13 protein-coding genes and 3 pseudogenes are annotated in these 13,023 nt (G+C 56.6%); 4 read left to right on the top strand and 12 right to left on the bottom strand.

Going from position 1 to position 13,023, the window contains the following annotated elements; genetic code table 11:
* Positions 1 to 7: 7 nt before the first annotated feature.
* The 5 genes and pseudogenes from AU14_RS19980 to AU14_RS00055 all read right to left on the bottom strand — a co-directional run bounded on the left by AU14_RS19980 (position 8) and on the right by AU14_RS00055 (position 3,212).
* Positions 8 to 567: pseudogene (locus AU14_RS19980) on the bottom strand (outer membrane lipoprotein-sorting protein).
* Positions 568 to 781: 214 nt separating this feature from the next.
* Positions 782 to 1,216, bottom strand: a complete 435-nt coding sequence (locus AU14_RS00065) for a c-type cytochrome (RefSeq protein WP_236744220.1) — start codon at positions 1,214 to 1,216, stop codon at positions 782 to 784.
* The gene (locus AU14_RS00060; RefSeq protein ID WP_041343375.1) at positions 1,213 to 1,878 is read right to left on the bottom strand and encodes an isoprenylcysteine carboxylmethyltransferase family protein; all 666 of its coding nucleotides are present in this window, start codon (positions 1,876 to 1,878) and stop codon (positions 1,213 to 1,215) included. The genes AU14_RS00065 and AU14_RS00060 overlap by 4 nt, the downstream gene beginning before the upstream one ends.
* A complete protein-coding gene (locus AU14_RS18835; RefSeq protein ID WP_407942865.1) occupies positions 1,871 to 2,020 on the bottom strand; it encodes a DUF2933 domain-containing protein in 150 nt (49 codons plus the stop codon). The genes AU14_RS00060 and AU14_RS18835 overlap by 8 nt, the downstream gene beginning before the upstream one ends.
* 121 nt (positions 2,021 to 2,141) lie before the next feature.
* Positions 2,142 to 3,212 carry a YncE family protein gene (locus AU14_RS00055; RefSeq protein ID WP_041338078.1) on the bottom strand — a complete coding sequence of 357 codons (1,071 nt, stop codon included), beginning with the start codon at positions 3,210 to 3,212 and terminating at the stop codon, positions 2,142 to 2,144.
* A gap of 188 nt (positions 3,213 to 3,400) precedes the next feature.
* On the opposite strand from AU14_RS00055, the gene AU14_RS19975 reads away from it, so the two are divergent.
* Together AU14_RS19975 and AU14_RS19970 are read left to right on the top strand one after the other, a co-directional pair.
* The gene (locus AU14_RS19975; protein ID WP_236744219.1) at positions 3,401 to 4,051 is read left to right on the top strand and encodes a hypothetical protein; all 651 of its coding nucleotides are present in this window, start codon (positions 3,401 to 3,403) and stop codon (positions 4,049 to 4,051) included.
* The gene (locus tag AU14_RS19970; protein ID WP_236744218.1) at positions 4,000 to 4,692 is read left to right on the top strand and encodes an ATP-grasp domain-containing protein; all 693 of its coding nucleotides are present in this window, start codon (positions 4,000 to 4,002) and stop codon (positions 4,690 to 4,692) included. Before AU14_RS19975 ends, AU14_RS19970 begins: the two co-directional genes overlap by 52 nt.
* Positions 4,693 to 4,733: 41 nt before the next feature.
* On the opposite strand, the gene AU14_RS00045 is transcribed toward AU14_RS19970, so the two are convergent.
* Positions 4,734 to 5,192, bottom strand: coding sequence for a hypothetical protein (locus tag AU14_RS00045; protein ID WP_041338076.1), 459 nt, complete (start codon positions 5,190 to 5,192; stop codon positions 4,734 to 4,736).
* A gap of 784 nt (positions 5,193 to 5,976) precedes the next feature.
* On the opposite strand from AU14_RS00045, the gene AU14_RS00040 reads away from it, so the two are divergent.
* Positions 5,977 to 6,489: a DUF411 domain-containing protein gene (locus tag AU14_RS00040; protein WP_041338074.1), complete on the top strand. Its 513-nt coding sequence runs from the start codon at positions 5,977 to 5,979 to the stop codon at positions 6,487 to 6,489.
* A gap of 50 nt (positions 6,490 to 6,539) precedes the next feature.
* Positions 6,540 to 7,260, top strand: a pseudogene (locus tag AU14_RS00035) (cytochrome c biogenesis CcdA family protein).
* A gap of 85 nt (positions 7,261 to 7,345) precedes the next feature.
* Here the strand turns inward: AU14_RS00035 and AU14_RS00030 are convergent.
* The 6 genes and pseudogenes from AU14_RS00030 to AU14_RS00005 all read right to left on the bottom strand — a co-directional run bounded on the left by AU14_RS00030 (position 7,346) and on the right by AU14_RS00005 (position 12,986).
* Positions 7,346 to 7,732 carry a DUF302 domain-containing protein gene (locus AU14_RS00030; protein ID WP_041338072.1) on the bottom strand — a complete coding sequence of 129 codons (387 nt, stop codon included), beginning with the start codon at positions 7,730 to 7,732 and terminating at the stop codon, positions 7,346 to 7,348.
* A 31-nt stretch (positions 7,733 to 7,763) separates the two neighbouring features.
* Positions 7,764 to 10,118, bottom strand: a complete 2,355-nt coding sequence (locus tag AU14_RS00025) for a heavy metal translocating P-type ATPase (protein WP_041338070.1) — start codon at positions 10,116 to 10,118, stop codon at positions 7,764 to 7,766.
* Positions 10,111 to 10,338 (bottom strand): DUF805 domain-containing protein, encoded by a 228-nt coding sequence (locus tag AU14_RS00020; protein ID WP_041338068.1) that lies wholly within the window; start codon positions 10,336 to 10,338, stop codon positions 10,111 to 10,113. The genes AU14_RS00025 and AU14_RS00020 overlap by 8 nt, the downstream gene beginning before the upstream one ends.
* A 27-nt stretch (positions 10,339 to 10,365) precedes the next feature.
* Positions 10,366 to 11,721 (bottom strand): APC family permease, encoded by a 1,356-nt coding sequence (locus tag AU14_RS00015; RefSeq protein WP_094191105.1) that lies wholly within the window; start codon positions 11,719 to 11,721, stop codon positions 10,366 to 10,368.
* 11 nt (positions 11,722 to 11,732) lie between these two features.
* Positions 11,733 to 12,085: pseudogene (locus AU14_RS23055) on the bottom strand (hypothetical protein).
* A gap of 151 nt (positions 12,086 to 12,236) precedes the next feature.
* Positions 12,237 to 12,986 carry a copper resistance protein B gene (locus AU14_RS00005; RefSeq protein ID WP_041338066.1) on the bottom strand — a complete coding sequence of 250 codons (750 nt, stop codon included), beginning with the start codon at positions 12,984 to 12,986 and terminating at the stop codon, positions 12,237 to 12,239.
* Positions 12,987 to 13,023: the final 37 nt, after the last annotated feature.

Below are 13,023 nucleotides of genomic sequence, written 5' to 3'. Positions count from 1 at the left end.
GCATGCCTCACTGTGGATTACGCAAGCGGCGCAGGGTGAACAGGTCGTCGTCAAGCGGAAGATCGAACTCGATGGCGTCAATCTCAATCACCGTGCGGGACTTGGGGTTGTCCGCATCCACCATGGTCCAGACGGTCGGGATATGCCGGCCGCCTAGACTGTCTATGTCGCTGTAGGTAATGGTCTTGATCGCCCGGTCCCGTTCGCCGAAATAGGTTAGGGCAACCGGAATGTGATCGTCACGGATCTGGAATTCCAGGCGGCTCCAGACCACCGGCGCGTCGGGCCTGGGGGTGGAAACCACGCGATAGGTCGTCGCCCCGCCCTGCTCTTCGCTGCCGGTCACTTCATGGTGTAGTCATCAACAAACGAGCTTTCCTTGACCAGGTCGTCGTTGCTGAAGTTCGAGCCCATCCAGGGTTGCAGCATCATCGAGGGCGGGATTTTGAGGGTGCGGTCCACCTTGGGCAGGTAGTTCCACATGGCATCGCCTATCCGTAGCGAGCCGATGCCGGCTTCCTTCCTGGGGGCGTGGATGCGGATCAGGGTTTTGTCCGGCCGGTCCATCCAGGCTTCCAGGTCCAGTTCCCGGGTCCAGTATTCGGTTTCTATACGCATGGTGAACCGGCCGTGGTTGCTGTCCGACCACAGGGTGGCCTCCATCCCCTCAATCAATGATTCCGCCGAGGGCGCACCACCCAGTGCACTGCCCGGAAAAACACTTAGAAAAGCCACCACCCATAAGCATTTCATACACTGCCTCCTTGAGTTAATCGTCTGATTACCCAGAGAAATCAGAGCCACTCCTTTCAGACCATGCCTCATAGATCCGCTTTTCCCATTTGCTCTGGAAATAGGCGATAGCGGCTTTTTGATCGTCCCTGGAGAGCTCGCCTGCGAAGGCCGGCATTTTCCCACCCATCGGGGCGCCACCTTGATTGATCGTACCCATCAGCGTGTCGAACGAATGGTGCCAGGCATGGCCCGTTCCGTTGAGCGGTGGCGGCGGATAGGAGCCATCCCGCAGGGGCTTTTTCCAATTGAAAGCCCCTTGGGCATTGCCGCCATGGCAGCTTGCGCAGTTGTCGTCGAAGACCACTGCGCCGCGTTCGACCTGGGCCTGTGTGTACCAGCGGTCATCCACCGTCTGTTTACCGCAGCCGCTGATTAGCGCGACCGCAAGAACGCCTACTGAGATAGTTACCAAATGCATCATTCTTGTTCCTCGATTTCCTTGCGCCTCAAATTCCTCAATCGCGGAATAAAACGGGGAGTTCTGGCTGCATAGGCCCGCCAATCGGAGCCGAACGCTTTTTCTGTTTCACGCTCCTCGTGAATAGACAGGCGCGAGTACATCCACACCAGCACCGGGAACATGGCCAGCGTCAGCAGCGTTGGCCACTGCAGGAGAAAACCGAACATGATGAGCACGAAGCCGGAATACTGGGGGTGGCGAACGTGGGCATACAGGCCGGTTGCGGCCAACTGCCCTGCCTTTTGCGCGGCATACAGGGTACGCCAGCCAGCCGCAATCAGATAAAACCCGAGGCCAATAAACACTGTGCTCAAGAGATGAAACGGCCCAAAGTGTGGGGACCCCTTCCAACCAAACAGCATTTCCAGCAAGTGGCCACTGTCGTGAGCCAACCAGTTAACGTCGGGATACTGGCTCTGCAGCCAGCCGGAGAGGAAGTAGAGCGTCAGCGGGAACCCGTACATCTCGGTGAACAGTGCCACCAGAAACGCGCTGAAGGCACCAAACGAACGCCAGTCCCGGCGGGTCTGTGGTTTGAAGAAACTGAAGGCGAAGAATATGAAAATCGCCGAATTCAGCACCACTAGGCTCCAAAGGCCATAATCCGATGCACTATCAGTCATCACGCTGCTCTCCACTCTTTCCCGGTTGCTCTGCCAGGTGGTTATGTCCTCCATGCCCTCCATGCCCTCCGTGCCCTCCGTGCATAAAAATATGGATCAGCGGACAAGCAAGCAGTATCAGCCAGGGCAAGGCGCCAAGCAGATGAACCTTGTGTTCTCCCCAGAGTAAAACCAGTGCGATAACGGCAAATATTGCAAGGTAATTTTAAAGCGTCGATCCATGAGCGGTTCCTTTGCGAAAAAAACAGTGTCAGAACAGAGTACTAATGGGCTTCAAGGGATATCTGATGGCCTATGCCGCTCAGCGCGATCTCATCAACCACATCGAGGGATTCCGGGTCGAGCACCCAAAGCTTGTTCTCTGCCCGACTGGTCACCAGTAGCTGGCCATCGTAGGGAGAGACCGCAAGATGATAGGGCGCAGGAGCCAGCGGCCTGGTGTGGCGGGCGCCGCTGGCTAGCTCAATCCGGACCACCTGGTTGCCGCCCTGGCTGGTGGCATAGAGGGTCTGGCCATCTGCGCTCAAGCCAACGCCATGGGGCGCCTCCCCAACCTCGTACCGGTCCGCCACCGCGCCTTTGGCAAGCTCAATGACAAGAACCTGGCCGGATGCAGCATCATTCACGTAGAGCCGCTGGTTGCCGGGGGCAAGCACCAGATGCTCTGGGTTGCCGCCAACCCGCAGGTTGCGCTCGACGAACCAGTGCTCGGTATCCACTTCGCTGACCGTGCCATTACCGGTATTGCTGACCAGAAGGGATTGGCCGTCGTCGGTTTGCACCAGATAGTTGGGGGCCGGCCCCGTCGCCACAGTTTTGACCAACTGACCGGAATCCAGATCCACAACGCTGATGCTGCCACTGGCAGGATGCGTGGAAACGGCATAGCGACTGTCGGAAGTCACCAGCACATGGTGCACCGGCCCCGGCACTTCCAGTTTGCGGTCAATCGTCTTTGTGGCCGTGTTCACCAAATAGAGCAGCCCGGTACTCCCTGCTTCCAATTCAGTAGACTTCCCGCCCCCATGATGAGCGGCGTGTTCATCTTCTGAAACGCCTTCGGGGCGACTAACCGGCTCCTGACGATCATGCGCCGACAAACTACCCACCACCAGATACCGGCCATCCGGGGCCAGTGCCGAACCGTGGGTATTCAGTGTGCCGCCAATGGACGACGTCACCTTGCGGTTTTCCAGATCAATAACGCCGACGGCATCCGCTGTGCCCATGGGAACAAATGCCCGGTTCGTGTCTGCGGCCACCATCAGCGAAAAACTCATAGCGACACTGGCCGTAATTCCAGCAATCCACTGCTTGCGAAACGAATGTTTCATAGCGTGCCCTTTTTGGTCAGAGGGTTTCAGTAAGATTTCCTCGCCCGGTAAGCAAGATCCCGAACAGGCATGGTCATTACTTGGCAGTCCATCACACCAAGCTGAAACAGGCCTGAAAACAGTTGCGAAACATGCATCCGTTTGACCAGAATCAAGGTGGAACGATTCACAATGACCATGGACGACCAATGCAAGACGAGCCCCAGGAAAACCAGCGAACAACCAAAACCCACGCCGACCAGCTCAACCGGCAGTGTTACTGCATCACTCTTGACCGAAAAGCGCTCACTGACAGCCTCCAGAAGCAGTTTTCAGACGCCGGGAACGAATCGTCGTCGGTCCCCGAGCTCCACCACCTGTTTTCAAACACACCGGTTTTTGTACCCCAGGCGGACATCGCGACGATGGAGCGGATCGTTCAGGCGATCGAATCGGCTGCCGAGCTTCCGTCCTACCGGGAAAGAGCTCTGTCCTGGGCGCCGGACATCGCCGGTTTTGATCCAGGCCCCATCGGGGCCTTCATGGGCTACGACTTTCACCTGGGCGAGAACGGGCCTCAGCTGATCGAAATCAACACCAACGCCGGCGGCGCATTTCTGAACACGGTATTGGCCCGGGCTCAACACCGATGCTGTGACCCGTCCCAGCAGACCGCTGGCACCAACCGTGCACTGGATGGGTTCGAGGACGCAGTGTTTGCCATGTTCCAGCAGGAATGGCAACGGCAAGGTGGCGACTCGACGCCCGGTTGCCTGGCCATTGTGACGATACCCCAGAATCCCAGTTTATGTTCCCGGAATTCCAACTGGCCCAGCAGTTATTCCAGGCCAGAGGCATAGAGACCTTGATCCTCGACCCATCGGAGCTTGAGTATGTTGATGGTGCCCTGAGCGCCCACGGCAAGCCTATCGACATGGTGTACAACCGCCTGGTGGATTTTGCCTTGGAGGCCCCGGCTCTTGGGGCACTGAGGCACGCCTACCTCGACGGCGCGGCGGTCGTCACGCCCAATCCCCGCGCCCATGCGCTTATGGCCGACAAACGGAACCTGACCCTGCTATCTGATGCCCAAACCCTGCGCGACTGGGGACTTAGTGAAACCGAGGCAGGATATCTGGACAGAGCCGTACCGAAGACCTTGCTGGTTTCAGCAAGTGATGAGGCGGAGTTGTGGAGCAACCGGCGTAAACTGTTTTTCAAACCGGTGGCGGGCCATGGCAGCAAGGGTGTCTACCGGGGCGAAAAGCTGACCCGCCGCGTTTTCGAAGAGATCCTGAAGGGTGATTACATTGCGCAGAACTTCGTTCCGGCCGGAGAACGCACCCTGAGAGTGGATGGCACGGTCACCACCAGAAAGGTCGATATCCGTTTGTACACCTATGCTGGGCAACTTCTGCTTTCCGCCGCACGGGTTTACCAAGGCCAGGCCACTAACTTTCGTACCCCAGGCGGTGGGTTCGCACCCGTCTTTCAGGTGTGATCACTACCGCTTACCCTGGCCTCTCGATCTATTTGGTTGCTTTAAAGGTCGTCCATGCGCCCTACCTGGCGAGCGAGACGCATGGATTCGTTCTGCTCCATGGTCAACAGTGATTCCAGCAGTTCCTTTGCTTCTGGAATCTCGGCCTTTCCAACCAGTGTCTTGTAGAGATCAATAATCTGATCGTGGAAGTCAAAGACCTCGCGGGAGATGCCAGCGAAATCCAGCTTTGCGTAGGGCTCGTCGCAGGTTCGGTGAGTTTTGATCGGGTTATGAGAGAGGTAGTCGATAACTCGGGTCTCCAGAGCCTTCGCATCTCCCTGGCGCTCAAACTCGTTTACGATGCGCTCCATCTCGGACTCATGGGTTGCCAGGTAGTCCAACAGCGCCCTTGCCCGTTCCTCTTCATTCTTTGTTGCGCAATGGGACATGCAACGTGCCAGGTTCGCATGAAGATCACGTGTCCACTCAATCAGCTCTCGAAATGTTCTAATGTCCATTCCAGATTACCTCTTACACATGGTTAATGATGTTGGATGCAAAAACACGTCCTTGTTCGGACCCAGGAGGGAGTCGGTGACGTTCTGCCAGCAAACCACATTCACCTGAATTCAAACTGAATGACCAGAGCGGTCCGGCTCGGACATTGATCTCAATCAAATGCCTCATCGCCCGACAAAAATAACATTGTCGTAGCTTGACGTATGACCTGATCAAAGGTTTTACATTGGATACGACTGACATCAGGATCGCTATAGCCGTTCAACTCATGGAAACCAACATGCCTTCTCGCCAATTCCTTGCAGCATTGTTAAGCATTCTGCTGTTAATCGGCGGCCCGACTCAGAGGCTTGCCGGGGTAGCGAATACCGATGCGGCGAACACGAGCATCAGCGCAGCCGACTGGGACGGAATGACCCAGACCAGGGCCAGTACCTCAGGCATAAATCATTCCAAAATGGCTGTGGATTGCGATACCTCCGAGCAACAAAATTGTCACCGGGCGGCCTCTCACTGCGCTTCAGCTTCGGTTTATGGCATGGCCACAGCAACATCAGTGCCTTCCATTCAAACTGCTGCCCACGTTGGCGCCATACCTTTCTGGGCGGTTTACCGCAGCCCGATTTCCGATGTCCTGACGCCCCCTCCTGACACCCTCTCCTGATCCTCTCACAGCTTCATCACCGTGGGCCGCAACGCCCGGAAAACCGGATTTACATTCATATTAACAGGCTAGGCCGGCTTCACAGAGTCATAGGCGGGCAAGCCTGTCAGGAGATCACCATGAAGACCAGAAAACTTGCCCTTTACACTGGCGTAGCTGTCATTGCGCTCGCCGCCGGCGCCACCACGCTGGCAATCCAGGCCAACGAATCCGCCGAAACATCACCCCCTCCGGCCTCGATCAGCCAAGCCGGGCCTGCCATTACCATCTATAAAAGCCCAAGCTGTGGCTGCTGCGAGGGGTGGGTTGAGCACCTTGAGGCCAGCGGCTTCAAGACCCGGGTAATCGATACCGACGACGTCAGTGCGATCAAGCAGACCCATGGCGTACCCGGAGAGCTAGCCTCCTGTCACACCGGGCTGATCGGTGACCTGGTAATCGAGGGCCATGTGCCGGCGGACGATATCCTCGCTTACCTGGAAAACCCCCAGTTCAATACCGTCGGACTGACAGTTCCGGGTATGGTCCAGGGCAGTCCCGGCATGGAAACCGGGCGGAAGGACGACTACCAGGTTATCGCCTTCCGCGCCAACGGCCAGCAAAGCGTATTCCGCGAACACAGCGATTACTGAGACCAGTCCCTGCCAACGGCAAGGAATACCACGGATTCTGGAGATTCTGAATGCCAGACCTTGCAACCTGGGGCACCCTTGCCGCTTTTCTCGGCGGCCTGGTGTCCTTCTTCTCACCCTGCACCCTGCCACTGGTTCCGGGCTACTTGTCCGTGGTTACCGGTGGTGCCGTAACCGAGGCCTCGAATCGGCTCAAAGCCCTGTGGCTGAGTGTCTGTTTTGTGCTCGGCTTCAGCCTGGTGTTTGTTGCCCTGGGCGCAAGCGCAAGCCTTCTGGGGCAATGGCTGATGGCCTACCGTCAGGAAGCCAATCTGGTGGCCGGCGTACTGATTATTCTCATGGGCCTGTTCATGCTGAGCTGGTGGAGCATGCCAGCTGCAACGGGACTGGCGTCTAGGGCATACGCTGGAGGGCGGGCGACCGACCGCCGCTTTCGTGCTGGGGGTGGCATTCGCCGTCGGCTGGACGCCGTGTATCGGCCCCATACTCGGAGCCATACTGGCACTCAGCTCAACCCATGCCAACGCGGAAACGGGCATGCTGTATCTTGCGGTGTATTCGCTGGGTCTGGCGCTGCCATTCCTTGGAACCGCACTGTTCATCGAGCACTTTCGCGAGCGGATGCGAGGGTTCAGTCGTTGGAGCAGACCACTGAGGGCAGCGGCGGGGCTGGGGCTGGTGATCATGGGCGTGATGGTGTTAACCGGCCAGATGACCCGCTTTGCTTCGTGGATGCTATCTACCTTTCCGGTTCTGGGGGATCTGGGCTAGTAGATAAAGAAACTCCCGGCTCAAATATGCCGGGAGGTTTTTATGGCTTCGGGTCGATAACAGATTCCTCTTCGTGTTAAGACAATCAGATCGCCTGAACGACTTCAGAAAGCATATCCCTGACTTTCCCGGCCACCTGCTTGAGGTCTTCATTATCAATGGCGGACATGGAAGCCACCGGATCCACTGCACTTACCTCAATGCCCTCCGAAACCTCACGAAGAATAACGTTGCAAGGCAGCATTGCACCCACGCGAGGCTCCACACCGATGGCTTCCAAGGCCATGCCAGGATTGCAGGCCCCGAGAATCCGATAAGCCGACATGTCCTTGTCCAGCTTTTTCTTCATGGTGGCTTTGACATCAATTTCCGTCAGTATCCCGAAACCGTGGTCGGTAAGGGCTTGGCGCGCTCTTTGATCTACGCCCTCGAAATCTGCATCTTTTATAATTCGATTGATCGTGTATGACATGGCTATCTCCAATGATTCGGAAGTTCATTGTTTATTGATTGAGCTTCACCACCCTCAAACGCAGCGCATTCACTATCACGCTGACTGAGGACAGCGACATGGCGGCCGCTGCAAAAATCGGCGAAAGCAGTATGCCGAAAAACGGATACAGAACTCCTGCCGCAATAGGGACGCCAGCAGAGTTGTATATAAATGCAAAAAACAGGTTCTGCCGGATATTGCGCATGGTCGCCAGAGACAAACGGCGCGCTTCCACAATACCCATCAAATCGCCGCGCAGCAGGGTAATGCCGGCGCTTTCAATGGCCACATCGGTGCCGGTGCCCATGGCCACACCGACATCCGCCGTTGCCAGTGCAGGCGCATCGTTTACGCCGTCACCCGCCATCACGACAACACGGCCTTCGTCTTTCAGGCGCTGGACGATCTTGCCCTTATCTTCCGGCAGGACTTCCGCTTCCACTTCATCGATATGCAGTTTTCGGGCAACTGCTTCAGCTGAAGTGCGGTTATCGCCGGTCAGCATGACCACCCGGATGCCGTCTTTTTGCAGCGCGGAAATAGCGGCTTCGGTGGTTTCCTTGACCGGATCGGCAATCGCCAGCAACCCTGCGACGTTTCCGTCGACAGCAGCAAAAATCACGGTAGCACCATCTTTTCGGAGCTGGTCGGCGTCGCCGTCAAATCGCGTGGTGTCGACATTTTCCGACTCCATGAGAAGGCGGTTACCAAGTAGCACCCGCTTGCCGTCTATTCGACCGGTAACCCCTTTACCATTCGGAGAGTCAAAGTCTTCCGCATCCGGAAGCTTCAGGTCCATGCCCTTGGCTTTATCGAGTATGGCGTGAGCCAGTGGGTGCTCACTGCCTTTCTCCAGGCCGCCTGCATAACGCATGAGACTACTGTCATCGAACCCGTTGGCCGCGACAAGCTGGGTGACTTGCGGCTTGCCCTCTGTCAGCGTGCCGGTTTTATCCACCACCACGGTGTCCACCTTCTCCATACGCTCCAAGGCTTCCGCATCGCGAATCAGAACGCCACTTTGAGCACCGCGTCCGACACCCACCATGATGGACATGGGCGTCGCCAAGCCAAGTGCGCAAGGGCAGGCAATGATCAGAACACTGACCGCTGCAATCAGCCCGAACGCCATAGGCGGTGCGGGTCCAAAGAAGGACCAAGCAATAAAGGCGACAATAGCAATCACAATAACTGCCGGCACAAACCAGCCTGCTACCTTGTCAGCCAGCCCCTGGATCGGTGCGCGGCTACGCTGGGCGCTGGCTACCATCTGGACAATCTGGGACAGCATGGTATCGCGGCCAACTTTGTCGGCCCGCATGATGAAGCTGCCCTGCTGGTTTATGCTGCCGCCGATCACTTGGTCGCCGGATTTCTTGCTGACCGCCAGGGGCTCGCCGGTCACCATGGACTCATCCACGTTGGAGCTGCCTTCAAGCACCTCGCCGTCCAGCGGCACCTTGTCACCGGGGCGCACCCGCAGGCGGTCGCCCACCTTGACCTGATCAAGCGACACATCGGATTCGCTGCCATCGTCCTCCAGTTTTCTGGCAGTCGCCGGTGCCAGATCCAGCAAAGCCTTGATGGCACCGGAGGTTTTCTCTCGTGCTCTCAGTTCCAGCACCTGCCCCAGCAGCACCAGCACTACAATGACCGCAGCTGCTTCGAAGTAGACGGCGACCGACCCGTCTTCCTGCCGGAAGGCGCCTGGGAAGATCTGCGGCGCCAGGGTCGCCACCAGGCTGTAGATCAGCGCGACGCCGGTACCAATGGCAATGAGCGTAAACATGTTCAAGTTACGGCTAACCACGGATTTCCAACCCCGGACGAAGAAGGGCCAACCGCACCAGAGCACCACAGGCGTTGCCAGCACCAACTGAATCCAGTTGGACATTTGTGGGGCCACGATGCGATCAAGACCCGTGAGATGCCCCCCCATTTCCAGGACAAGGACCGGCAATGTCAAAACCAGGCCAATCCAGAATCGGCGGGTCATGTCCGTAAGCTCTGCCGAGGGCCCTTCTTCCAGGCTCACCTGCTCGGGCTCCAGGGCCATGCCGCAGATTGGGCAGTCCCCTGGCCCTTGCTGCCGAATCTCGGGGTGCATGGGACAGGTATACATAGCGCCCGGCGCTACCGGCTCTTGCTGCTTGGCTTTCTGACCGAGATACTGTTCAGGGTCCTCGTCGAATTTCGACTGACAGCGGGACGAGCAGAAATACCAGGTTTTGCCACTGTGCTGGCTGCGATGTTCCGCAGTATGCGGATCCACTGTCATGCCACAGACCGGATCCTTGGCGATGTGCTCGCCAGGTTCTTTATCATTGTGATGATCGTGGCGACGGGCGTGTTGATGGTCAGCCATTCCGATCTCCTGTTTTATCTGCCGGCCAGTCTGCAAATGCAAGGAAGTACAGCAAAACCAGGTTGGCGACAGGTACCAGTATCAAAATACCCAGCCAGCCCGGATACCCTGTGCGCTGGCAAATACGCCAGGCAGGGATGACCACGACAATCGCAATCACCAGCATCCACAGCCAGTGGCCAGCCCACATGGTATTCCCGAACATGTTATCTCCCATCATGGCAATAGCCTCTCTTCCTGATTCCGGTTAATGGTGATGATGCGCATGACTCTCTTCCTGTTTCCCTTGCGCCGATTCCGGCGATCTTTTCAGGAAAATCTGCTCGGAAACTGCAATCACGATCATGGTCATGACTGCCACGCCAATGACGAACGGGTCCGTATTCAGCTTTACCCAGACAAATCCGCCCAGCGCCAAAAGATCCAGCAAAATGGCTGTAGCAGGCGCCCATATGTTGGCGCTGATGTCTTTGCGTAGATAACGGAGCACACCCCAGTGAATGGCAATGTCCATAATCAGATAAAACACGATACCCAACGCAGCAATCCGCGACAGGTCGAAGAAGGCGGTCAGAATCAGACCCAGGACAACGGTATACACCAGTGTGTGTTTCTGAATGCTGCCGGGCATCCCGAAATGCCGATGAGGAACCAGTTTCATCTCCGTCAGCATGGCCAACATACGGGACACAGCAAATACACTGGCCAGAATTCCTCCCGCCGTGGCCATCATGGCAATCGCAACAGTAAACCAGACGCCGTATTCGCCGAGAGCGGGGCGTGCAGCAGCGGCGAGAGAGTAATCCTGCGTTTCGATAATTTCAGCCAGAGATAGATTGCTGGCGACCGCAAATCCCACCAGCGTGTAGATCACCACACAGGCGGCAATGGAGATAACGATGGCACGGCCGACATTTCGCTTCGGGTCGATGACTTCCGAACCACTGTTGGTAATGGTCGTAAAGCCTTTGAACGCCAGAATGCCTAATGCAGTTGCGCCCAGGAAGTTGCCCAGCGCTCCAGCTTCACCAGTCTCCGAAAAATCAACCGAGATTGAGTCGGCAATCCAGACCCCGACCAGACCGAAAATCAGTATGCCGCCGATTTTCAGGATCCCGATAAAGGAAGCCACCCCTTGAATCATCCGATTGCCCAGCAGGTTGATCAGAAAGGCCGCCAGAATGAGCGCCACGCCGAGAATGGGCACCATGCGGCCACTGTCATCCCCGCCGAAAAGTTGCATGGTGTAAGAGCCAAACGTTCGGGCCAGGAAGCTCTGGGCGATCACCATGGAAAAGTACATCAACAGGGCGTTGAAAGCCGTTGGCAGTCGGTTTCCATAGGCCTTATGCAAGTACATGCCAATGCCCCCGGCCGACGGGTAGGCATTGGAAATCTTGATATAGGAATACGCACTGAAGCTCACAATCACAGCCGCCGCGAGAAAGGCCAGCGGGAAAAGAACGCCGGTCATCTGCGCCATTTGCCCGGTCAGTGCAAAAATACCGGCGCCAATCATGACGCCGGTACCCAGCATCACCGTCCCCGGCAGAGTGAGACTGCCTTCCTGGTAGTGAGTGGTTCGGTCTTCCTGACTGCTCATTCAATCTCCTCTTATTTTTTCATGGGTGGAATCTTGGAACAGCAGAACGGCTCATGCTTGGCATTTGCCCGGACGTTGTCGTCGGTAAACCGGTACCACGCCAGTTTACGCCGGGTCCACCATCCGGTTTTCAATCGGCCACCGTAGGCTTTGACCAGTTCCAGTAATTCATCGACAGACCAGTGGGTCCCGTCATATGCCACCTGCAATCTGCCATTCGGCTTACGCTCGGCGAAATCTACGCAGGATGGTGGTTAAGGTCGTGAACGAGATCCTCCCACTGATCTTCTCCCATCCCCTCTACAGCCAACTTCCGGCGCAACAGGAACGACTCCTGACTGGTTGCTTTGTGTGCTTTGGTCATGGGGTGAGACCTCTCTTTCAGATGAGTTCTCCCTGTATCAAAACACTTCAACCTGAACTGCGACTGAAAATGGACACAGGCTTTCGGTGGATTTGAGTTACATCAAATCATAGACGAAAAACGGCCATGGGTTTCCCATGGCCCTTCAGCATCAGAATGCGATTCGAGCGCCGATTACGGCAAACCAATCTTCTGTGCCGCCGCCGCTCGCCTCGGCCAGGTCGGCACTATCGCCATACTTACGCTCGTGCACCACACCCACATAAGGCGAGAACGCACGGTCTATCAGGTCGTAGCTGAGCCGGAGGCCGGTTTCGGTGGAAACCAATCCCTTGCCGACACCAATCTCTTCATCCTCACTGAACGCTACCGAGGCATCCAGAGTTGCCGCCAGGATCCAGTAGTTGGTGAACAGCAATTCGTACTCAGCGTCCAGTTCGGCTGACGTATCACCATCGTTGCTGACGTACAGGTTTGCATCGATCTCAAACCATTGGGGCGCCAGGCCGGCGACACCGAGAACGGCGTATGTGCGGTCCGGCCCTTCCGGAGTATCGAAACGCACGCCCGCTTTGGCGTCGAAGAACTTGGAAATGGGGATCTGGCCGACCAACTGGTTTTCCAGCGTTTCGTAGGCCTGCTCCTCTATCTCGTATTCGCCGGTTGTGAGCAACCGGACTTTAAAATCGTCAGTGCCATAGAAGGCATCCGCATTCCAGACGCCCAGCTCCTCGTCATCGTCGCTGTAGCGGTACTCAAATTCCTCGAATTGAACACCCCAGGTTGTGAGCGGCTGTTTTCGAGCGGTCGTGTCGGCGATCATTTCCTGAGCTGTCACCGCCGTTGAGACACCAATAGAGGCAAGGAAGCTGACTGCGACAATTGATCGAATACAGCTCATACCTCACCTCCATCTTCGACAAGCACATCTGTTTTGG

Origin of the sequence: Marinobacter similis (assembly GCF_000830985.1) — a bacterium.
Classification (GTDB): domain Bacteria; phylum Pseudomonadota; class Gammaproteobacteria; order Pseudomonadales; family Oleiphilaceae; genus Marinobacter; species Marinobacter similis.
Note: the sequence above shows the minus strand (reverse complement) of the source record. Positions and strands in the feature narration are given on the sequence as shown.

Bases quoted from the DNA above. Each gene is read 5' to 3' on its own strand.
- AU14_RS00065 (WP_236744220.1), bottom strand. From the start codon at position 1,216: ATGATGCATTTGGTAACTATCTCAGTAGGCGTTCTTGCGGTCGCGCTA.
- AU14_RS00060 (WP_041343375.1), bottom strand. From the start codon at position 1,878: ATGACTGATAGTGCATCGGATTATGGCCTTTGGAGCCTAGTGGTGCTG.
- AU14_RS00055 (WP_041338078.1), bottom strand. From the start codon at position 3,212: ATGAAACATTCGTTTCGCAAGCAGTGGATTGCTGGAATTACGGCCAGT.
- AU14_RS19975 (WP_236744219.1), top strand. From the start codon at position 3,401: ATGCAAGACGAGCCCCAGGAAAACCAGCGAACAACCAAAACCCACGCC.
- AU14_RS19970 (WP_236744218.1), top strand. From the start codon at position 4,000: ATGTTCCCGGAATTCCAACTGGCCCAGCAGTTATTCCAGGCCAGAGGC.
- AU14_RS00045 (WP_041338076.1), bottom strand. From the start codon at position 5,192: ATGGACATTAGAACATTTCGAGAGCTGATTGAGTGGACACGTGATCTT.
- AU14_RS00040 (WP_041338074.1), top strand. From the start codon at position 5,977: ATGAAGACCAGAAAACTTGCCCTTTACACTGGCGTAGCTGTCATTGCG.
- AU14_RS00030 (WP_041338072.1), bottom strand. From the start codon at position 7,732: ATGTCATACACGATCAATCGAATTATAAAAGATGCAGATTTCGAGGGC.
- AU14_RS00025 (WP_041338070.1), bottom strand. From the start codon at position 10,118: ATGGCTGACCATCAACACGCCCGTCGCCACGATCATCACAATGATAAA.
- AU14_RS00020 (WP_041338068.1), bottom strand. From the start codon at position 10,338: ATGATGGGAGATAACATGTTCGGGAATACCATGTGGGCTGGCCACTGG.
- AU14_RS00015 (WP_094191105.1), bottom strand. From the start codon at position 11,721: ATGAGCAGTCAGGAAGACCGAACCACTCACTACCAGGAAGGCAGTCTC.
- AU14_RS00005 (WP_041338066.1), bottom strand. From the start codon at position 12,986: ATGAGCTGTATTCGATCAATTGTCGCAGTCAGCTTCCTTGCCTCTATT.